21 protein-coding genes are annotated in these 21,348 nt (G+C 49.6%); 15 read left to right on the top strand and 6 right to left on the bottom strand.

Annotated elements, in window-relative coordinates:
- Positions 1-143 precede the first annotated feature (143 nt).
- From secA to glmM, 15 genes are all read left to right on the top strand, one after another.
- Positions 144-2,804: a preprotein translocase subunit SecA gene (secA, locus tag GS501_RS02780; RefSeq protein WP_160830332.1), complete on the top strand. Its 2,661-nt coding sequence runs from the start codon at positions 144-146 to the stop codon at positions 2,802-2,804.
- A 63-nt stretch (positions 2,805-2,867) separates the two neighbouring features.
- The gene (locus GS501_RS02785; protein ID WP_160830333.1) at positions 2,868-3,617 is read left to right on the top strand and encodes a YebC/PmpR family DNA-binding transcriptional regulator; all 750 of its coding nucleotides are present in this window, start codon (positions 2,868-2,870) and stop codon (positions 3,615-3,617) included.
- Positions 3,614-4,120: a crossover junction endodeoxyribonuclease RuvC gene (gene ruvC / locus GS501_RS02790; protein ID WP_160830334.1), complete on the top strand. Its 507-nt coding sequence runs from the start codon at positions 3,614-3,616 to the stop codon at positions 4,118-4,120. The genes GS501_RS02785 and ruvC overlap by 4 nt, the downstream gene beginning before the upstream one ends.
- Positions 4,117-4,734: a Holliday junction branch migration protein RuvA gene (gene ruvA / locus GS501_RS02795; RefSeq protein WP_160830335.1), complete on the top strand. Its 618-nt coding sequence runs from the start codon at positions 4,117-4,119 to the stop codon at positions 4,732-4,734. Before ruvC ends, ruvA begins: the two co-directional genes overlap by 4 nt.
- Positions 4,735-4,757: 23 nt before the next feature.
- The gene (gene ruvB, locus GS501_RS02800) at positions 4,758-5,780 is read left to right on the top strand and encodes a Holliday junction branch migration DNA helicase RuvB (RefSeq protein WP_160830336.1); all 1,023 of its coding nucleotides are present in this window, start codon (positions 4,758-4,760) and stop codon (positions 5,778-5,780) included.
- 10 nt (positions 5,781-5,790) lie between these two features.
- A complete protein-coding gene (locus tag GS501_RS02805; protein ID WP_160830337.1) occupies positions 5,791-6,219 on the top strand; it encodes a YbgC/FadM family acyl-CoA thioesterase in 429 nt (142 codons plus the stop codon).
- 163 nt (positions 6,220-6,382) lie between these two features.
- The gene (gene tolQ, locus GS501_RS02810; RefSeq protein ID WP_160830338.1) at positions 6,383-7,114 is read left to right on the top strand and encodes a protein TolQ; all 732 of its coding nucleotides are present in this window, start codon (positions 6,383-6,385) and stop codon (positions 7,112-7,114) included.
- A gap of 5 nt (positions 7,115-7,119) precedes the next feature.
- On the top strand, positions 7,120-7,551 hold the full coding sequence (gene tolR / locus GS501_RS02815; RefSeq protein ID WP_160830339.1) for a protein TolR: 432 nt from the start codon (positions 7,120-7,122) through the stop codon (positions 7,549-7,551).
- A 12-nt stretch (positions 7,552-7,563) separates the two neighbouring features.
- On the top strand, positions 7,564-8,562 hold the full coding sequence (locus tag GS501_RS02820) for an energy transducer TonB (RefSeq protein WP_370517917.1): 999 nt from the start codon (positions 7,564-7,566) through the stop codon (positions 8,560-8,562).
- Positions 8,563-8,583: 21 nt separating this feature from the next.
- A complete protein-coding gene (tolB, locus tag GS501_RS02825) occupies positions 8,584-9,939 on the top strand; it encodes a Tol-Pal system beta propeller repeat protein TolB (RefSeq protein WP_160830340.1) in 1,356 nt (451 codons plus the stop codon).
- A 75-nt stretch (positions 9,940-10,014) separates the two neighbouring features.
- Positions 10,015-10,506, top strand: a complete 492-nt coding sequence (gene pal, locus GS501_RS02830; protein WP_160830341.1) for a peptidoglycan-associated lipoprotein Pal — start codon at positions 10,015-10,017, stop codon at positions 10,504-10,506.
- Between the two features lie 108 nt (positions 10,507-10,614).
- Positions 10,615-11,535 (top strand): tol-pal system YbgF family protein, encoded by a 921-nt coding sequence (locus tag GS501_RS02835; protein WP_160830342.1) that lies wholly within the window; start codon positions 10,615-10,617, stop codon positions 11,533-11,535.
- The gene (gene tilS, locus GS501_RS02840) at positions 11,513-12,760 is read left to right on the top strand and encodes a tRNA lysidine(34) synthetase TilS (protein ID WP_370517918.1); all 1,248 of its coding nucleotides are present in this window, start codon (positions 11,513-11,515) and stop codon (positions 12,758-12,760) included. The genes GS501_RS02835 and tilS overlap by 23 nt, the downstream gene beginning before the upstream one ends.
- 155 nt (positions 12,761-12,915) lie before the next feature.
- Positions 12,916-14,793, top strand: coding sequence for an ATP-dependent zinc metalloprotease FtsH (gene ftsH, locus GS501_RS02845; protein ID WP_160830344.1), 1,878 nt, complete (start codon positions 12,916-12,918; stop codon positions 14,791-14,793).
- Between the two features lie 172 nt (positions 14,794-14,965).
- Positions 14,966-16,321 (top strand): phosphoglucosamine mutase, encoded by a 1,356-nt coding sequence (glmM, locus tag GS501_RS02850; RefSeq protein ID WP_160830345.1) that lies wholly within the window; start codon positions 14,966-14,968, stop codon positions 16,319-16,321.
- A 63-nt stretch (positions 16,322-16,384) separates the two neighbouring features.
- Here the strand turns inward: glmM and GS501_RS02855 are convergent, their stop codons facing one another.
- The 6 genes from GS501_RS02855 to GS501_RS02880 all read right to left on the bottom strand — a co-directional run bounded on the left by GS501_RS02855 (position 16,385) and on the right by GS501_RS02880 (position 21,259).
- On the bottom strand, positions 16,385-17,119 hold the full coding sequence (locus GS501_RS02855; protein WP_160830346.1) for a response regulator transcription factor: 735 nt from the start codon (positions 17,117-17,119) through the stop codon (positions 16,385-16,387).
- Between the two features lie 452 nt (positions 17,120-17,571).
- Positions 17,572-18,006 carry a hypothetical protein gene (locus GS501_RS02860; protein ID WP_160830347.1) on the bottom strand — a complete coding sequence of 145 codons (435 nt, stop codon included), beginning with the start codon at positions 18,004-18,006 and terminating at the stop codon, positions 17,572-17,574.
- Between the two features lies 1 nt (position 18,007).
- Positions 18,008-19,252 carry an aminopeptidase gene (locus GS501_RS02865; RefSeq protein ID WP_160830348.1) on the bottom strand — a complete coding sequence of 415 codons (1,245 nt, stop codon included), beginning with the start codon at positions 19,250-19,252 and terminating at the stop codon, positions 18,008-18,010.
- A 100-nt stretch (positions 19,253-19,352) separates the two neighbouring features.
- The gene (locus GS501_RS02870) at positions 19,353-19,592 is read right to left on the bottom strand and encodes a hypothetical protein (RefSeq protein WP_160830349.1); all 240 of its coding nucleotides are present in this window, start codon (positions 19,590-19,592) and stop codon (positions 19,353-19,355) included.
- Between the two features lie 96 nt (positions 19,593-19,688).
- The gene (gene hisC / locus GS501_RS02875) at positions 19,689-20,759 is read right to left on the bottom strand and encodes a histidinol-phosphate transaminase (RefSeq protein WP_160830350.1); all 1,071 of its coding nucleotides are present in this window, start codon (positions 20,757-20,759) and stop codon (positions 19,689-19,691) included.
- Positions 20,756-21,259 carry an ankyrin repeat domain-containing protein gene (locus tag GS501_RS02880; RefSeq protein ID WP_160830351.1) on the bottom strand — a complete coding sequence of 168 codons (504 nt, stop codon included), beginning with the start codon at positions 21,257-21,259 and terminating at the stop codon, positions 20,756-20,758. The genes hisC and GS501_RS02880 overlap by 4 nt, the downstream gene beginning before the upstream one ends.
- Positions 21,260-21,348 lie beyond the last annotated feature (89 nt).

Here is a 21,348-nt window from a genome sequence, read left to right on the forward strand (position 1 = left end):
GCGGCTTTTTCATTGACCCCTTCTGGCTTGCCCCCTATCTCCTGCATACGTGGAAAATCGTGACAGCCTGCAGTAGCAGTATTTCATTTCTTGCTGATGAGAAGTGAAAACGTTGCGGTGGGGTCAATATTTCAGGGTTCATCATGTTTGCACGCCTTGCTCGCGCTCTCTTCGGTTTCGCTAATGACCGTTCTCTCAAACGGTATCAGAAGCGTGTACCTGAGATAAATGCCCTAGAGCCTGCAATCCAGGGGCTGACGGACGACCAATTGCGTCATAAGACGCAGGAGTTTCGTGATCGTCTTGGTAAGGGAGAGAGTCTTGATCAACTCCTGCCTGAGGCTTTTGCTGTCTGCCGGGAGGCATCGCGTCGTGTGTTGGGGATGCGTCATTTCGACGTGCAGCTCATCGGGGGGATGGTTCTACACGAGGGACGTATCGCAGAGATGCGAACGGGCGAGGGTAAGACGCTGGTGGCAACATTGCCAGTGTATTTGAATGCCTTAACAGGCAAAGGCGTTCATGTGGTGACGGTTAACGACTATCTGGCAAGTCGTGATGCGGCCACTATGGCTCAGCTTTATAATTTCTTGGGCCTCACGACAGGGGTAATCGTTCCTAATTTGTCCGATGAGGAGCGGCGTGCTGCTTATGGGGCAGATATTACTTACGGCACGAACAACGAATTTGGGTTCGATTACCTACGCGATAATATGAAATATTCGTTGGATGAGATGGTTCAACGGGATTTCAATTATGCGATTGTCGATGAGGTCGATAGTATCCTCATTGATGAAGCACGGACCCCGCTGATTATCTCAGGTCCTGCCGATGATAGCTCGGAGCTTTACCGTCATGTTGATGCGGTTGTCGCGAGATTGGCAAAAGAGCCTGATGTTTATGAAAAAGATGAGAAGCTTCGTACTGTTACCCTGACGGAACATGGCTCAGACCGTGCTGAAGAATTACTGAGTGAAGCCGGGGTTCTGACAAACGGTGGTTTGTACGACATTCATAATGTGGCTGTTGTTCATCACGTGCAGCAATCTTTGCGGGCTCACGTTCTCTTCTCGCGTGATGTGGACTACATCGTGCGTGACGGTAAGTTGATCCTCATTGATGAATTCACTGGCCGAATGATGGATGGCCGTCGTTACTCAGATGGATTGCATCAGGCGTTAGAGGCGAAAGAAGGCGTCGAGATTCAGCAAGAGAATCAGACGTTGGCGTCTATCACCTTCCAGAATTACTTCCGTTTATACCCCAAGCTTTCTGGTATGACCGGAACAGCGATGACGGAAGCAGACGAGTTTGCTGAAATTTACAATCTTGAGGTTGTCGAAATTCCGACCAACGTGCCGGTGCGTCGGATTGACACGGATGATGAGGTTTATCTCACCGCTGCAGAAAAATATAATGCTGTTGCGGATCTGATTGAAAAAGTTCGTGCTAAGCGGCAGCCTATTCTCGTTGGTACATCATCAATTGAGAAGAGTGAGTATCTGTCAGCACTTTTGAAGCAGCGTGGCATCCCGCATAATGTGCTGAATGCGCGGCATCATGAGCGTGAGGCGAGTATTATTGCCCAGGCTGGTGCCCCAGGGGCCATCACGATTGCCACGAATATGGCAGGCCGAGGGACTGATATTAAACTTGGCGGTAACGTTGAAATGTTGGTCGGGGAGCGCGTTGCCGAGGTTACGGATGACGCTGCCCGTGAAGCAGCGGTTGCAGAGGTGCGTCAACGTGTCGAGCACGACCATAAAGAGGTGCATGAAGCAGGCGGCCTGTACGTTATTGGGACGGAACGCCATGAAAGCCGTCGTGTTGATAATCAGCTACGCGGGCGTGCTGGGCGGCAAGGAGACCCAGGGAATTCTCATTTTTTCCTTTCCCTTGAGGATGATTTAATCCGTATTTTTGGTACCGACCGCATGGGCGGTATGATGCAGAAAATGGGCCTTAAACAAGGTGAGGCTATTGTTCATCCTTGGCTGAATAAAGCTTTGGAAAAGGCACAAAAGAAAGTTGAAGCGCGCAATTTTGACATGCGCAAGAACACGCTGAAATATGACGATGTGATGAATGATCAACGTCGTGAGGTGTATGGCCAGCGGCGTGAATATATGGCGTCAGACGATGTTTCTCCCATTATTAATGAGGCACGTCTGGCCGTTATTGAGGATATTGTTCAGACATATATTCCTGAGAATTCGTTTGCCGAAGCGTGGGATGTTGAAGGGCTTCACCAAGAAATTTTGCGTGTGTTAGTCCTTGATCTGCCATTTTCCGAGTGGGCACAGGAAGATGGGATGGATGAAGAAGGGATTACGGCACGCATTGAAGAGGAAGCCGTGAAGGCACATGCATCTCGTACGGCCAATATGGGGCCAGATATGATGCGGATGATCGAAAAACATGTGTTGCTAACGTCCTTCGATGCCGCATGGAAAGAGCATCTTCATGGGCTAGACCAGCTACGTCAGGGGATTGGGCTGCGTGCTTATGGGCAACGTGATCCATTGAATGAGTATAAGCAAGAGGCTTTCCAGATGTTTACGGCGATGTTGGCCGATATGCGTTTGCGTGTCGTCCAAACATTGGCGCATCTTCAAACAACGGCTGAGCCGCCTCAGATGCCTGAGCCTCCTGTGGTTTCAACAATGGAACCTGCTTCATTTGATGAAGATATTACCGTTGATGCGGATACATTGGCGCGTTGGAATGCCCAAACCCCTCGAAATGGTGCATGTCCTTGCGGGTCAGGTCTTAAATTTAAACATTGTCACGGTAAATTGGTCTAAATGACGGTTTGAGCGTTTGTTCACGTCAGTTTGTGTTGTGGTTGTTAAGGAGAAAAGAGGTCCATGGCAGGGCATTCGCAGTTTAAGAACATTATGCATCGTAAGGGCGCGCAGGATGCGAAGCGTGCCAAGCAATTTGCTAAGGTCATTCGTGAAATTACGGTGGCTACACGCTCGGGTTTGCCTGACCCGGATATGAACCCTCGCTTAAGAGCGGCCATTTTGGCGTCGCGCGAGGTCAATATGCCGAAGGATACGGTGGATCGTGCCATTCGGAAGGCTTCAGGGGCTGCTGGTGGAGAGGATTATGTTGAAGTTCGGTATGAAGGTTACGGTCCTGCAGGCGTTGCCATCATCATCGAAGGTTTGACAGATAATCGTAATCGAACTGCTGCTGAAGTGCGTGCTGCTTTCTCTAAACATGGTGGTTCTTTGGGTGAGACAAATTCCGTTTCTTTTGGATTCGATCGTCTTGGCGTGATTGTTTATCCGAAGGATGTAGCTTCTGAAGATGCTATGTTAGAGGCTGCGATTGAAGCTGGTGCCGATAATGTTGAAATGACTGAGGACGGGCATGAAATTTTGACATCCATGCAGTCTCTTATGAGCGTGCGTGATGAGATGGAGAAGCGCTTTGGGGAGCCACGGTCCGCTAAGCTAGATTGGCGCCCACAGACAACCGTGCCTCTTGATGAAGAACAAGCACGTTCGGTGCTTAAGCTCATTGATGTGCTTGAAGAGAATGATGACGTTCAGGCTGTTTTTGCGAACTTTGACCTCTCCGATGAGGTTGCACAGGCTCTGAGCGCTTGATTCGTTTGCTTGGTCTTGACCCCGGCCTACGTTTTATGGGCTGGGGTATTGTTGATGTTGACGGCAATCGTTTGCGCCATGTGGCCGATGGGGTGTTCGCGACAGAAAGTGGGGATAGCGTTCCACATCGGTTGCGTACTCTCCATGATGGATTGCAAAAGCTTATTGCAGATTATGCTCCAGCGGAAGCGGCTGTTGAAGAGACTTATGTTAATAAGAATGGCGCTTCGACCTTAAAGCTCGGTTATGCACGTGGCGTGGCATTATTAGTGCCGTCTCTTGCGGGTGTTAGCGTTCATGAATATGGGGCTCGGGCGGTGAAAAGAGCTGTTGTTGGCACTGGGGCTGCTGATAAAGACCAGGTTATGATGATGGTGCGTCGTCTGCTACCAGGAGCGACGTTACGGCGTGCTGATGCTGCGGATGCTTTAGCTGTGGCTATTTGTCATGCTCATCATCGCGCAAGTGCCCATCGCTTGGCCGGGGGAGTACGCATGGCATGATTGGGCAGTTAACAGGTTTAGTGACTCATATGGAGGCGGATCGCTGCCTTATTGATGTAAATGGCGTAGGATATGTGGTGCATGCGTCTACGCAGACATTAGGTCAATTGCCACGACCACCAGAGGTGGCACGTATCCTTATTGAAACTGTTGTACGAGAGGATGCCATACAGCTTTTTGGCTTTGCAGAAGCCGATGAGCAAGCCTGGTTTCGTATGTTGACAACGGTTCAAGGGGTTGGATCACGCGTTGCGCTCGGTATTCTTTCTGTGAGCCGCCCGACCTTGTTATGGCAGGCCGTGAATGCGGGTGATAAACTTCCCTTCACCCAAGCGTCTGGGGTTGGCCCACGGTTGGGGACGCGCTTGCTGACGGAGCTAAAGAGTAAAGTAGCGAAAATGCCGGCTCCAACGGGGAATGTTGGCGTTCCAGCTCAGGAGGCCTCAGCGGCAAATCAGTCTTCAGGTTTGGAAGGAGATGCGTTGATGGCTTTGGAAGGATTGGGCTTCCGAAGGGCGGAAAGTTGGCCGGTTGTCAGTCGTGTGATCTCAGAGAATGAAGCGGCAGCCCTGGATGTTATCATCCGTTTATCATTGAAGGAACTGGCACGATGATAGGATCAGAGGGGTAGGAAAAGGTGGATAAAGCCTTAGAAACGGATGCGAGTCGTTACCCTGAAGATGCCGCTGATGTTGGGTTGCGCCCTCAAACGTTGGCAGATTTTACAGGTCAAAAAGCAAGTCGTGAAAATCTATCGGTCTTTATTGAAGCAGCGAAGTCTCGAAAAGAAGCATTAGATCATGTTTTGTTACATGGCCCTCCGGGGCTCGGTAAAACGACCTTAGCACAGATTGTATCGCGTGAATTGGGTGTTGGGTTCCGGGCGACATCAGGGCCTGTTATTCAGCGGTCGGGTGATCTAGCGGCGATTTTGACCAATTTGCAGCCACGAGATGTGTTGTTTATTGATGAGATCCATCGTCTTCAGCCAGCCATTGAAGAGATTCTTTATCCAGCGATGGAAGATTTCCAACTGGATCTCGTTATCGGCGAAGGGCCGGCTGCGCGGTCTGTTAGGATTGATTTAGCACCTTTCACGCTTGTCGCGGCGACGACACGGTCGGGTCTTTTGGCAACGCCTTTGCGAGATCGCTTTGGTATTCCGTTGCGCTTAGTGTTTTATACACCGGATGAGTTACGCCAAATCGTTGCCCGTGGTGCTTCGAAGTTGGGTATGAATTTGACGGAAGAAGGGGCGCAGGAGATTGCGCGTCGGTCGCGGGGAACACCACGTATTGCAGGCCGTTTGTTGAGGCGTGTGCGTGACTTTGCCTTGGTTGCGAAGAAAGAGCAGATTGATCAACGCTTAGCCGATATTGCTTTAGCGCGACTTGAAGTGGATGCTCACGGTCTGGACGCGATGGATCGTCGTTATTTACGCCGGATTGCAGAGCACCATCACGGAGGGCCAGTGGGTGTAGAGACGCTCGCGGCTGCTCTGGCAGAAGCGCGTGATACGCTGGAAGATGTTGTCGAGCCCTATCTTATTCAGGAAGGGCTCGTCTTGCGTACGTCGCGCGGGCGTATGCTGGGTGAACCTGGGTGGCGGTATTTGGGGCTCACACCACCATCACATTCTCAATCCCCATCATTATTTTAAGGAGATAGAGGTGGGCGCTCATCAGATTCAATTTCGTGTCTATTATGAAGATACGGACGCAGGCGGCATTGTCTATCATGCACGCTATCTTGGATTTGCTGAGCGTGCTCGGGCAGAGGCTTTACGGGGTCTAGGGATTTCCGTTGGCGATTTGGCACATCGTGAGGGGATTGGTTTTGTTGTACGTCAGTTGACTGTAACGTATCACTCGCCATTGCGATTGGACGATATTTTATCTGTAGAAACGGTTCTCTTGGAATTAGGAGGAGCGCGTTTAAAACTTCGTCAGGAGATTACAAATTGTTCCCAGGGGGGACGGCGGGCTGTTGTGATTGACGTAGAGCTGGTGTGTTTGAAGCAAGAGGGAATGGTGCCTGTGCGTATTAAGCCGCATCATCGTGAGTTGTTACAGTCTCTTCGGCCTTCATCGTCTGAGTAAGAGACTGTAGAAAAAAGTTTTTGGATAAATAGAGTTAAAAAAGAAAAACAGCTTTCGCGTTGCTTTGTAGAATGTCATGAAGGGAACACACTCTACCGTGATAATTCATAGGTAGAAATCCCTTCGATTAGACCATGCAGAAACAGGATCAGGAGAGAACAGAGTGGATCAGGGTGTAAGTTCGAGTGCTCTGGGAGCTGTTGGGGCGGCGGGATTGTCGCCGATGCATCTGTTTTTGCATGCGTCGCTTGTTGTGCAGCTCGTCATGTTAGGGCTGGTGCTGTGCAGTGTGTTGGTATGGGCGATTATCGCAGAAAAGATTATTTTATTACGTCGCGTACGCCGGGAAGCAGATGCTTTTGAAGATCGTTTTTGGTCTGGCGGGTCATTAGACGATCTCTATGATAGTGAGGGGGCACGCCCGGTTCATCCAATTGCCGCTGTTTTTGGGGCAGCGATGGGGGAGTGGCGTCGTTCTTCTCGAATCGTAGGTATTGATATTGTTCATGGCGGTACAAATGAGCGTATCGACCGAGCTGTTAATATTACGATCGGGCGTGAAAGTGATCGTTTGAGCCGGTATGTTGTTTTGTTGGCAACGATCGGCCCGGTGGCTCCTTTTGTTGGATTGTTTGGGACCGTATGGGGAATCATGCACGCATTTGTATCAATTTCTGCGATGCATAATACGAATCTCTCTGTCGTGGCCCCAGGTATTTCCGAAGCATTGTTTGCGACGGCGATTGGTCTCATAACGGCCATTCCAGCTTATGTGGCATATAACTTGGTGACACGGGCACTGGATAATTTTTCAGATCGGATGGAAGCTTTTGGTGCTGAAATCACAGCGATTTTGTCGCGTCAGTCTGAAGAACGCAGTGTTGAGAGGGGCTAGCTTCAATGGCTGTCTCAAGAGGGAATAGCCGCTTGCGGCGTCGCCGTCGTCTTGCCTCTGAAATTAATGTGACACCGCTTGTCGACGTTATGTTGGTGTTGCTCATTATTTTCATGGTGACGGCACCAATGCTGACAAGTGGCATTAACGTTGATTTGCCGAAAACCAGTGCCAAGCCGGTGAATACGGATAGCAAGCCGATTACTGTATCGTTGCGAAGTGATGGTAGTCTCTTTTTAGGAGAAGATGCCGTTAGTGATGCGTCTTTGTTGGATCGTCTTAAACAGGCAGCGGGAAACGACACAGAGCGGCGTATTTTCGTACGAGCCGATGCTAAGTTAGATTATGGCCAGGTGATGCGCGTTATGGGGGAGATTACTTCAGGCGGCTTTAATCACGTGGCTTTATTAGCTCAGCAGCCGCAGAGTGGCCCGTAAGGAGTTTGAGTCGTGTTTGCTCCTCCTCCTTTTTCTGAGGTCCCGAGTTCTGCGCGTCAAGATAAAGGGGCGGCACGGGGCGGAATTGTGTTCTCCGTCTTATTGCATGGTGGGATATTAGTCGCTCTGGTGTGGCATTGGACAAAAGCGCCACCACCACTTCCTGAGCCTCCACCAGAAACACCGGTGAATATGGTGTTTGAACCTTTGCCGGCGACTTCGGCTCCTAAGGCGCAGAGAAAGAGCTCGGTTCCCGCTCCTAGAGCCCCTGTGGAAACAAAGGTGTATCATCCTTCTCCTACGCCTCCCGCTCGTAGGGCGCCTCCTCCACCTCCTCCACCTCCAGCGCAAGCTGCTCCCGTTGTGCATCATACGCCGGTGGTTGCCCCTGTCCATCAGCGGGCTGAATTGCAAGAAAAGGGTGAGGTGAGCGAGAAACCGAAGCCGAGTGTAAAAGCTCAGCCGCAGCCCGCTCAGGTTAAGGCGCCGGCAAAGAAGGTGGAAAAACCACCGCAAAAGCCGCAACCATCGCAAACAGAGCAACCGCATGAGACGCCTAAGGCGCAAGCCAATAGTCACTCTTTGTTAGCGACGCTGGATAGCTTCCGTGAGGAAGAGAATAAAACACCAGAGGTTCATAAAAAGGCCGGTCCACCACAAGGCGGCTCTCCGCGCGGGGGTGGAAGTCCTGATGCGGATACCCGCGCATTATCTCGTGGAGAGCAGTCCGCTATTGGGTCATCTGTGCAACGTTGTTATCAGGAAGATACGGCTGCACGTAATTATGCCCACTTTGAGGCGCATCTTTTAGTGACGGTTGATGCTGCGGGAGAAGCGCGTTTGGTAAGTTTTGCACCAGAGACGCGGGCTCGCATGGTGTCAGACCCGTCCTATCGTGCGCAGGCAGAGCGTGCTCGTGATGCTGTTTTGAGTCCTGTTTGCGCACGTCTGCCTATCCCTGCCCGTATGCGGGGACAGCGCCGTCAGTTTCGTTTTGTCTTCAGGCCCTGATCTTCTTTGAGGTATTCATATATGTCGCTTTTTCCTGACTCTGAGGCTGAATTCCTGAAGGCCCATTTTTCCCGTCGTTCTCTGCTTGGTGGGGTTGCGGCAGGGGGAATTATGGCTACGCCGCTAAGTGCTTTGGCACAACAAAGTGGTGGTGGAGCGGCCGAAATTACTGTTGCGAATGCACATCAAGCCCCTATTCCCATCGTGATTTCTAATTTTGGTCCTGGGATAGGAAACCAGATGTCGGAGGTTATTTCGGCTGACCTGGGTAATACGGGCCTTTTTAGAGTTATGTCGGGTGATATTCCTACAGGAATTCAGCCCGATTTTTCGGCTCTGAAGGCGCGGGGTGTTCGTGCTGTTATTGCTGGCAGTGCTACAGGGCAGGGAAGCGTCCGTGTTGAGATGCGTCTTTGGGATGTTCTGGTGCGTCAGCAACTTCAGGGGACTGCTTATACGGCGTCAGAGGGTAACTGGCGTCGGATCGCTCATAAAATCGCCGACGTTATTTATCAACGTCTGCTGGGAGAAGCAGGGTATTTTGATACGCGTATTGCGTATATTGCGCGGACAGGACCACGCCATCACCAAACAACGCGCTTGGCATTGATGGATCAGGATGGGGCTAATGCACATATTCTAACAGATGGTCGATGGCTGACGTTGGAGCCGCGTTTTAGTCCTGTCGGTCCACAAATAGCGTTTCTGTCTTATGCTGAGAATAGGCCTCGTGTTTATGTCTATGATATTGATTCGGGGCAGAGAAATATTTTGGGCTCATTCGAGGGAATTTCTTATGCGCCTCGTTTTTCTCCACAAGGTGACTCAATTATTTTATCGGTGACGACGCGTAGTGGCGGATCAGACATTTATGTGGTTGATCTGGCCTCACAGAGACGGCGGCGTTTGACAGGGTCTAGCTCTGTTATTGATACGAGCCCTTGCTTTAGCCCAGATGGACGTCAGATTGTTTTCAACTCAGATCGTGGGGGAAGCCCTCAGCTCTATATTATGAGCGCGGATGGGGGAGGTGCGCGGCGTATTTCCTACGGGTCGGGCCATTATGGGTCCCCGGTTTGGTCACCTCGTGGTGATATTATTGCCTTTACGCGGATCCATCAAGGACGCTTCTCTTTGGGCGTGATGAATCCTGATGGCACGGGGGAGCGTATTTTGACGGAAGGCTTTACGGTGGAGAGTCCAAGTTTTGCGCCAAATGGGAGAGTATTAACATTTTGCCGTCAGAGTGCTGCAGGTGTTGGGGGATCTGGTTTTAGTTCGAATCTTGGCGTGATTGATATCGCTGGTTTTAATGAACGTACGCTACCAACCAGCACAGGGGCATCAGACCCTGCATGGTCTCCGTTGCGGCGTTAATTTTCTCTGTCGATTTTTTATGCAAAGATGATATGCAGTGGGAATGCCCTAAGGGCGTAACTGAGGATAGTTAAAATGAAACTTAATACATTCGGCGCATTAGGGCTGGCGTTAGCTCTGGCTGCTTGTGCCGGGAATTCCGACCAAGGCAATACAAGTGGGACGGGCCAAGATACGTCGGCTCAACAGTCTACAAACACAGGTCCAGTTCCTGGAAGTGAGGCTGATTTAGTGGCATCAGCAGGGGATCGTGTATTTTTTCAATTGAACCAGAATCAGCTCTCAAGTGAAGCACGTGCAACGCTTGATAAGCAGGCTAGCTGGTTAGCACGCTATCCTCAGGTAAATGTTATGGTTGCAGGTAACTGTGATGACCGTGGCACCGAGGAGTATAACATTGCTCTAGGTCAACGTCGTGCGAATGCGGCTCGTGCTTATCTTGAAGCACAGGGTGTGAATGCGAGTCGGATCACGACGATTTCTTATGGTAAGGATCGTCCTTCTGTTGATGGTGATGGTGAAGACGCTTGGGCGCAGAACCGAAATGCTATCACATCGGTGCGTTGATATAAGTAGTTGATGGCTTGTTATGAGTCATTGAGATTAGCAAATCAGGCCGGGCCGGGCAGAGATAGCCTGATCCGGTCTTTTTGTTATAAAAGGGAGAAACGTCGCATGCCCCGTTATGTTGTGCCTCATATCGTGAGTAAGGTCGTGCTGAGTGCCATGATATGTACCCCTTTGTTGATATCGGCCGCGCATGCTGATGGAACGGGTCTTTCTCGCGATGAAATAATGCGTCATCATCGCCAACTTGCTCAGCAATATCAGGCACATGAGTCAAATGCAGACGGTGGCAGTGAGGCGTCTTCGAGTGGTAATGGCAGTGATGCTCCGCTTGCGGCTCCACTGTCAGCTTCTGGAGTAGGGGCGGTCGCATCACAGGGGAGTCATGGCGGCGATACTTTGGTCGCGCAATTACTGAACCGTGTGAATGACTTAGAAGGGCAGGTCAGAGAAATGCGTGGTGAGCTTGATCAGCTCACAAATCAGCAACATCAAGATGAAGCTGATATGAATAAGAAAATGAGTGATCTACAGTTTGCGATGCAAGGAAATGATGGAGGGCATTCTGCCCCAGTTCCTGCTCCTGTAGTTGCGCCGCGTAAGGCTCCTAAAGCTGAAGCGACTGAGGAGGCGTCATCGCCGCAATCGGCTGCACAAAATATTCAACAAGGTAAAGCGGCGCTCAAAGCAAAACATTACGATGAAGCTGAGAGGCAAGCTCGGGCTGCTTTGCAGACGGCTCATAGTGTATGGGGGAAGACGGAAGCTCAGTTTCTGCTAGCGCAATCTTTGGCGGGGCAGAAATCCTATCGTCAAGCGGCTGTCGCTTATTACGATGTGTATACGCAAAATCCTCATTCTGAGCGTGCCCCACAGGCTCTTTTGGGCGTGTCAGGAAGTATGTTGGCGTTGGGGAATAAAGGGGCAGCGTGTGAGGCATTAGGGACTTTAAAAGAAAAATTTCCTAATGCATCCCCTCGCGTTAAAGCTTCTGAAGAGATATTCCGTGGACGCGCTGCCTGTCACTGATCAAGAATTTGCGCAGATGATGGCTCCCTTGGGGCCATATGGTCCTGATGATGCGTCTTCTCCCGTTATGCTTGCTGTTTCGGGGGGAGCGGATTCAATGTCTTTAGCGTTGTTAGCACGGCGTTGGAGACATCATGTTCGGGCGTTGGTTGTTGACCATGCTTTGCGAGAGGAGTCAGCTGAGGAAGCTCGGATAACGTGTGCACGTTTAGCGCAGCTTAATATTACGTCGCGTATTCTGACTTTGGGACCATTAAGACTAGGTGGTGTGCAAGAGCGTGCGCGCGATGCACGGTTTGATGTTCTTGAGCAGGCCTGTGTTGAGGCGGGGGGGAGTGTCTTGTTGGTGGCTCATCATGAAGCTGACCAGGAAGAGACGCTTATGATGCGCTACCAAAAACAGAGCGGATTTCTAGGGATGAATGGCATGGCTCGGCGGAGTGTGCGTGAGCGCATTGCGGTTGTTAGGCCTCTTCTCGGAACACGTCCAGAACGCTTACGGGCGACCTTACGTCATGCTGGGATCGAGTGGTGTGAAGACCCCTCCAATCAGAAGCGTTCCTACCATCGTGTCCGGGTTCGTCAGGATATGACGTGGACAGACCGAGACACTATGCGAAAAGCTCAGGGGCAGGCACAAAATCGTCAAGTAGAGCTAGACCAGAAAATTGTGCGTTGTTTGGCTGTGTCTGCAATATGGCACCCTGAGGGATGGGTCAGTTTACGGGAAGAGACCGTCTTGATGGAGCCTGACGAGGTGCAGGATTTTCTTTTTGCTCGTCTCATTAAGTTGATTGGGGGACAGCGCTATCTTCCACGCTTACCAGCTGTGAGGGCCTTACGGGATCAAGGGGGAGGAACCTTGGGAGGGGCGTCTGTGCGACGCGTAGAAGGACGGGGTCCTAGGTGGCTTATCATGCGTGAATGTCGCGGATTGGAGGGGGCTGTTCCTGCACAATCAGGACAATGGTGGGATAGGCGTTGGCGTTATATTGGCCCTTATCAATCATCTTATTTTATTGCAGCTCTAGGGGCAAAGGCAGGCCCTAATCGTGTTGGAAGAGATGTTCCCGCTTTAGTGCTGCAAACACTTCCTGCTTTATGGTGTGGTAATGATGTTGTGGCTGTCCCTGAAGGGGTAGGAGGCGTCAGAGAATCGCTGGCGCGTTGTGCGTTCGTTTGGGAAAGTGGTGTGCCCATAACGGGGGAGCGTTCTGTTAGTTGAGCGTTTGTTTATAAATTTTGCTTTTGCTAAAGATATACAGGTTTTCTTTGCTCAAGGGGTAGGATCATCCAATGGAATGCTTATCTTTAGAGGAATGATTGTAGGCGAACGGATTGCCGGGACGAGACCGGTCGTCGTGAAAGCATGAGAGTGAAATGAACAATATTGGTCGTAATGTTACGATCTGGGCTATTATCGTCATGGCGGTTATCGTCGTGCTGACAGCGTTTCAGCCGGGGAGTAGCCGCAAGGCAGTGCAGCAGATCGCCTATTCTGATTTTGTCCATGATGTGGATCAACATGACGTTCGTTCTGTTGTGATCCGTGAGAGGAACATCTCAGGTGTTCTGACGAATGGCACATCGTTCGAGACTTATGCTCCGTATGATCCCGGACTTGTGTCTCATTTGACATCATCTGGTGTCGAGGTGTCGGCACATCCGCCGCAGAGTGATGAAAACCCCTTCATACGCTATGTTGTCGCTTATCTGCCGATCATCCTGCTTTTGGGCGTTGGTTTTATGATCTTCCGGCAGATGCAGAATGGCGCTGCGGGAGGACGTGGCGCTATGGGCTTTGGTAAGTCACGTGCAAAGCTCATGGAGAAAAAAGGGCGCGTTACATTTGCGGATGTTGCTGGGGTCGAAGAATCGAAGGAAGAGCTCGTCGAGATTGTCGACTTCTTGAAAGATCCGCAGAAATTTACGCGCCTTGGCGGTAGAATTCCAAAGGGTGTTTTGTTAACCGGGCCTCCAGGCACAGGTAAAACGCTTCTTGCGCGTTCAGTGGCCGGCGAGGCGAATGTGCCCTTCTTCAGCATTTCTGGGTCTGACTTTGTGGAAATGTTTGTTGGTGTTGGGGCGTCGCGCGTGCGTGACATGTTCGAGCAGGGCAAGAAAGCAGCGCCATGCATTATCTTTATTGATGAGATTGATGCTGTTGGTCGTAGCCGTGGCATGGGCCTTGGTGGTGGAAATGACGAGCGTGAGCAGACACTGAACCAGATGTTGGTCGAGATGGATGGGTTTGAGAGCAATGAGGGCGTGATCCTGATTGCTGCTACAAACCGTCCCGATGTGTTGGATCCTGCTTTGTTGCGTCCAGGCCGTTTTGACCGTCAGGTTGTGGTGCCGAACCCAGATGTGGAAGGTCGGGAGAAGATTCTGCGCGTGCATATGAAAAAATTGCCGCTTTCTTCTGATGTGGAGCCACGTGTTATTGCACGCGGAACACCTGGCTTCTCAGGGGCGGACCTTGCCAACCTTGTCAATGAAGCGGCTTTATTTGCTGCGCGTCAGGGGACACGTTCGGTTTCGATGGCACAGTTTGATGCTGCGAAAGATAAGGTCCTGATGGGCGCGGAACGTCGTTCTATGGTAATGACCGAGGAAGAGAAGCGTTCAACGGCTTACCATGAAGGTGGGCATGCGCTTGCTGCTTATTATACGCCAGGCTGTGATCCTATCCATAAGGCGACGATTGTTCCACGTGGACAAGCGTTGGGTATGGTTATGACGCTCCCTGAAAAAGATAATATTTCTTACAAACGTCAGTGGTGCTTGGGCAGTCTGCTCATGACCATGGGGGGGCGTGTGTCAGAAGAGATTATCTTTGGTCATGATCAAGTAAGCGCTGGGGCATCTGGTGACATTAAGGCGGCGACGAATCTTGCGCGCCACATGGTGACGAGATGGGGTATGAGTGATCGTGTTGGGATGGTTGCTTATGACGACCCCCAGATGATGTCAGGCTCCACGACGCGTGAAGTTGATGAGGAAATTCGTAAGCTTATTGAAACAGCATACGAGCAATGTCGCCAGCTCTTGCTAACGCATCTTGATGAGCTTCATCGTCTTGCTGAAGCGTTGGTTGAGTATGAAACATTGACCGGTGAAGAGGTGGGCAAGGTTATTCGAGGTGAGCCTCTGGACCGTCGTGATCATAATGATACAGGGTTTGGAGGGCGTAAGCCTTCTGTTCCATCAGGTGGGGCAGCAGCGCCTGGGGGGGTGCCGGTTCCTCAGCCGAGCTAGACCATACAGGCAATTGATTGTTTGTCATGGTACAAGCAGGCGTGTGACGTATGGTTCGTCACACGCCTGTTGTGTATAGGGCATAGGTGCAGGTCAACCAATGCTTCTGAAAATGAGCTTTATTCTGATCTATGTGTTTAAATGAGATAAGGGCGGCAAGAAGGGAATATTAATGACCGATAAGCGAATTTTCTTTGGAACCGATGGTATTCGTGGTGAAGCTAATAGTACGCCGATGACTGTGGAAATAGCTCAGAAGTTAGGTCAGGCGGCAGGAATTTATTTCGCAACGCGTCACGGGCACCGCCATACAGTCATTTTGGGGAAAGATACGCGCTTATCAGGCTATATGATCGAGTGTGCCCTTGTCTCGGGTTTCCTCTCTGCTGGTGTTGATGTGATTCTTGTTGGCCCACAGCCAACGCCGGCGGTTGCTTTCCTTACGAGGTCTCTCAGGGCAGATTTAGGGGTGATGATCTCAGCGTCGCATAACCCTTTTACAGATAACGGGATTAAGCTTTTCGGCCCGGATGGATTTAAACTTTCAGACGCGACGGAAGAAAAGATTGAATGTTTGATGCAAGAAAATGTGTCAGACCGTCTGGCATCTCCGGCCCATATTGGAAAAGCCTCGCGTCTTACGGATGCTGCTGGTCGTTATATTGAAAATGTAAAATCATCTTTCCCTCATGGGTTGCGTTTGGATGGTCTAAAAATTGTCCTCGATTGCGCCAATGGGTCAGCCTATCGTGTGGCGCCCGCAGCCTTATGGGAGTTAGGCGCGGAGGTGATTTCTATCGGATGTCAGCCTGATGGCGTGAATATTAATGATGGCGTCGGCTCTACACATCCACAGGCGATGTGTGACGCTGTGAAGAAACATGGTGCGCATTGCGGTATTGCGTTGGATGGTGATGCTGATCGTGTACTCTTTGCCGATGAAGAAGGGCATTTGATCGACGGAGACCAGATCCTTGCTTTAATTGCAACTTATTGGAAACGCCAGGGTCGGTTGCAAGGCAATGAGGTGGTTGCAACGGTCATGTCCAATATGGGGTTAGAGAAGCACCTGCAAAAGCTCGGCCTAACGCTCCATCGTACAGCGGTGGGTGACCGCTATGTGGTGGAGCGTATGCGCCAGACTGGAGCGAATGTCGGAGGCGAACAATCTGGGCATATGATCTTATCCGATTATGGTACCACGGGAGATGGGCTAATTGCGGCTCTGCAGGTTTTAGCTGTCATGGTTGATACGGCTGAACCGGCAAGTAGTGTCTGTCGTGTCTTCAACCCATACCCACAGAAGTTAGAGAATGTTCGTTATCACGGGGAAAATCCCTTGAAGCGACCAGAATCGTCTAACATCTATCAATTGGCTCAAGAGATGTTGGGTGAACAAGGAAGGCTCGTGCTGCGCGCTAGCGGGACGGAGCCTCTCATTCGTATCATGGTCGAAGCGTCAGATGAGAAACAGGTCCATGATGTGATTGCGAAGATAAAGACGATGATTTTAGAGGTTATGGGATAGTATCTAAATTTACTGCGTGTGAGCACTCTTGTTAATCATATCAAGGGTGCTCATCGTGTTAGATTAAACAGCTTCCTGTAAATCATTAGAGAAGGGAGATGTATCATCATTTTGGACGTGTAGTTTTTGATCATCGTGTAAAATATAACCACGCCCCCATACTGTAGTAATCATATGGTCTGCTCCAAAACGCTGTAATTTACGTCTGAGCTTGCATATAAAAACGTCAATAATTTTCATCTCTGGCTCATCAATACCGCCATAGAGATGATTGAGGAATGTATCCTTTGTAAGGACAGCTCCTTTTCGAATAATCAGTAATTCAAGAATGGCATATTCTTTACTGGTTAAATGAAGAAATTCACCATTAATGCTGACCATTCTATTATTGAGATCGAGCTCAATGGGGCCGACATGCAGGCGGGATGCAGATACTCCATGCGCACGTCGCATCAAAGCGCGTACACGCGCAAGAACTTCATCGTTATCATAAGGTTTTACAACATAGTCATCAGCACCAGCGGCGAAGGCCGTTACCTTAAATTGAGGTTGTGTGAGATGTGAAATGACCATAATGGGCGTCGTACTCTGGGCTTTTCTGATCCGCTGAATGACATCATGGCCGTCCATATCTTCAAGAGTTAACTCCGCAATCAGAAGGTCGTAATCATAATATTTAAGCATATTAATAGCGTCTCCTCCTGATGCTGCATGGTCGACAGTGTAGGAGACGTTACGAAGCATTTTGATAAGCGGGGAGGCGACAAAAAGGTCACTTTCGGCGATTAGAATGCGCATAGTTTTTAGCTCCCTAATTAAGGAGGTGATTAGAAGTTGTAATAGTAAAAATTGCAACCATAGATTGTTTTTCTTCCTTTTATACAACCATAAGGAGTATTATTTTGTATAAAAGGAAGCAAAACAAAACCAGTTTTTTGATGGCATAACGTAAAGCAAAAAAAACGAATTGAGATATTTATTTTGTTATGTAAATAACTTTGTGTAGAATTTCTGTATTCCATTTGTGTATTTACTGTATTTTTATTTGTATGAATGCAAAATAAAATAAAAAATAAAGATATATCCTTATAATATGTATTAAATAATAAAGGATAATTTTCTGTTACATGATATATGAAATAGAAATAAAATTAATTTTTTCAAAATAAAAATGATATAGACCATAAAAGATACTTTAGAAGAAGACTTCTTCTATAAAACCCGATTCGGGAGAAGAAGTCTTCAACGTATCAGTGGGTTGCTCTATCGGAGGCACCATGAAGCAGATGCTGCAGGTGTTTTGGGGTCCCGATAAGAGCACAGGCGACGTGATGAGTTTGGTCACAAACGAGCGCGAGGCGTGTTTGGGTGTTACTCGGAAAGAGGTCTGTCTCTAGCGTGTATAAGGACGCAGGCCGTTCCGTAGAGGCTTGAGCGGCTTCACCAAGGAGGCGTGCCACGCTTTGCTCGAGCGCAGGGAGAATTTTCTGTGTCGTCAAGCTTAATGGCTCACCATCACGAGCATGATGGAGAATGAGCTCATTCCAACCTTCACGCGTAATGAAGGCCGGAATTCCATTTTTTGTAGTCGTCCGTTCAGCACGAAGAATTTTCCCTGTTTGTGCTAGAGACACAATATCAAGCTTGGGGAATATTTTCGGGTTAAGCGTGATGGATTGAGGCATATTAGTCTCTTACCCATTCACCGTGGCGTAAAATCGGGGTACGTTGGCCATCTTTAAGGCCATCTACGCTGATTTTATCCGATCCGATCATCCAATCAATGTGGATAATAGAATGGTTAGCACCACGTGCGATAAGTTCTTTTTCGGTCAAGTCTTCAGGGTTTATCATGCATTTCGTATAGGCTTGGCCAAGAGCAATATGGCAGGCAGCATTTTCATCAAACAATGTATTACGGTACAGGATTCCACTGTTAGAAATAGGTGATGAATGTGGGACCAGGGCGACTTCTCCGATCCGACGTGCTCCTTCATCACTGTCGAGAATGCGTTGGAGAACCTCTTCTCCTTTTCCGGCATGAGCTTCGACAATGCGGCCATCTTCAAAGCGAACCTGGATGTCATCAATCAATGAGCCTTGATGGAATAAGGGCTTGGTGCTTGAAACGGTCCCATTGACATGCGCGCAATGTGGTGTGGTGAATACTTCTTCAGTGGGAATGTTAGGATTACAGACAACACCATTCCCAGCTTTTTCAGAACCCCCAGCCCAAAGGTGGCCATCAGCAAGCCCAATCGTGATGTTGGTGCCAGGACCTGAAAAATGGAGAGCCTCAAAGCGGTCATGATTAAGGAGTGAGGAACGGTTGTGAAGGATGCGGTTATGTTCTTTCCAAGCGCTTATGGGATCTTCCTCTGTCACACGGGAAGCGTGGAAAATACCCTGCCATAGGGCCTTCATAGCGTCTTCAACTGATAAATCAGGGAAGATTTGTTGCGCCCAAGCGGGGGTTGCACAGGCGACGATGTTCCAGTTTACGGCAAACTGGGTAATAAGCTCCATAGCAGGGCGATTGGCACGTGATGCGGCACGACTTGCACGGGAGATATGGTCCGGGTTTTGTCCATTAAGGAGTGTAGGGTTTGCTCCGGTGATAGCCATACGGGCCGCACCTTCACGAAAGGCTTTGGCGATTCCATCTGCCATCCATGTAGCAGCCGTATCAAAGCTTTCTTCTGATGCATTGGCAAAACGAGAAAGTGTCGTTTCGTCATCGCTGTAAAGCGTCGTAACAAGCGATGACCCTGCTTTGTAGGCATGGGACGTAATACGCCGGATGAGAGGGACAGCATCAAGGGGAGCTGTGATGATTAGCTGTTGACCAGGCTGAATATTGAGCCCGACTTTGACTGCAACCTCCGCAAGACGATCAAGTAGTTGTTCATGAGAAAAATGTGTAGTGGACATAAATACCTGCATTCTGGCGTCAGTGTTATATTTCGCCTTCCTATCGTGAAGACTGAGCGCCAGAAGTGCAACAGGTTAGACGGCCTTAGTGTTGTGTTCGTTAATCCGAATGGAGAACATAGGTGCGCCGAGGATGAGCGGATAAATGAGGACGCGAATCTGCACGAATTTCCTCGCGTAGTTGCGTGATTCGTCGTTGGATACTCGCACGCAGTGATGGTGTAATTTGTGGTTTTAACCGTGAAGCCGTTTCACATAGCTCACGTAACTGCTGACGTTTTTCGGCTATATTGCGGTGGATGGGGCGATGTTCGACGAGTGTTCGATAAGCGGTACGCATGATCAGACCTCCTACGAGTTTCGCTGTGTCCTTTTTTGACGAAAAGAACACCGTGACGTGCGATCATGGCGTAGGAGGTCTTACTGGCAGGTTAATTTAGTGCGATTTTTTTTCGATATCATCAAGCGCTTCTAGGAGGCGTTGACTATCGTCGTTTGTACCGATTGTGATGCGGAGCCAGTCTTTGAGGCGTGGAGAAGAGCTTTGATGGCGTACGATAATAGCGCGATCACGTAAAGCCGTCGCAAGAGCTCCGGCTTCAAAGCGAGGGTGGTGAACTAAGATAAAATTTGCTTTTGACGGAAGGACAGTCAGTCCACGAATTCGTAATTGTTCAATAAGGGTGTCTCGCGTCTGCATGATGGCGTGGGTTGTTTGTTCTAGCCATTCATGATCACGGATGGAGGCCTCGGCTCCTGCAAGAGAAAGTCGTGATAAGGGATAAGAATTAAAACTGTCTTTAACACGCGTTAAGCCTTCAATGAGCTCTGGAGAGCCAACGGCATACCCAACGCGTAATCCAGCGAGGCCGGACGATTTTGAAAATGTACGCACGACTAGCAGGTTGTCATAACGTTTTATAAGAGGAATAGCTGTCTGTGCGCCAAACTCCACATAAGCTTCGTCAACCACGACAGTCCGGTCAGGATGGCGGCTTAGGAGGGATTCAATAGCTTCTAGTGGGAGGGCCATTCCTGTATTCGCATTGGGGTTGGCTAGAATAATCCCCCCGCATGGGCCCACGTAATCTTCTTGGTGAAGTGCAAAGTCTTCACGTAGAGGAACGGTACGGTAAGGAAGATTGAATAGGCGACAGTAAATTGGATAAAAGCCATATGTAATGTCACTGAATAATACTGGAGCATCATCATGGAAAAGTGCTCTGAAGGTATGGGCCAGTACTTCGTCAGACCCATTCCCTGTGAAGACATTTTCTGAGGTAATGTCGAAACGCTCAGCAATGGCTTGGCGCAGACTGGATGACGTTGGATCTGGGTAAAGCCGTAGCGTATCAGAAGCAGCGTTACGAATGGCTTCTAAGGCGCATGGACTTGGGCCGTAAGGGGATTCATTGGTGTTGAGTTTGGTAAGGTTAGCGATTTTAGGCTGTTCACCTGGAACATAAGGCTCAAGCTTGTGGACACGAGAATTCCAGAAACGGCTCATGATGAAGTGCTTTCGTCAAAAAGTTTTAGCCCTTGGCGTGCTGCGAGCTCGCGAGCGGAAAGGCCTTCAGCATCACGAAGGTCTGGGTTGGCACCATGAGCAAGAAGTGTTCGGGCCATCTGCTCACGTCCAAACATGATCGCGAACATGAGTGGAGTACGGCCTGAATAATTAGGCTTATCGATTAAGGCCCCTTTTTCAAGAAGAAGAAGGGCAATGTCTATAAAGCCTTTGAATGCAACACCAGAAAGAGCGGTAGCGCCTTTTTCATCCACGGCATTAGGGTCTGCGCCATTGTCGAGAAGAAGGCGAGCTGTTTCCGATTGTTCATTGTAGGTTGCAACAATAAGCGGCGTATAGCCACGACTGTCTGTACAGTTTGTGGGCATTCCAGCATCGATAAATTGCTGAAGTAGGTCGGTGTCACCGCTGCGTGCGGCCTCAATAAATAATGCGGTAATTTGCTCTGGAGAGAAGCTCATAGTGCTGGGTTGTGTCATGGAAGGCTCATCATAAAATCAGGATAGTGGCTTACATAGGTAGCGACTTGTGATGCGGTGGAAAAGGTTGAGCCGGCATTCTTGTTATG

The sequence above is a fragment of the Saccharibacter sp. 17.LH.SD genome (genome assembly GCF_009834805.1).
Lineage (GTDB): Bacteria > Pseudomonadota > Alphaproteobacteria > Acetobacterales > Acetobacteraceae > Saccharibacter.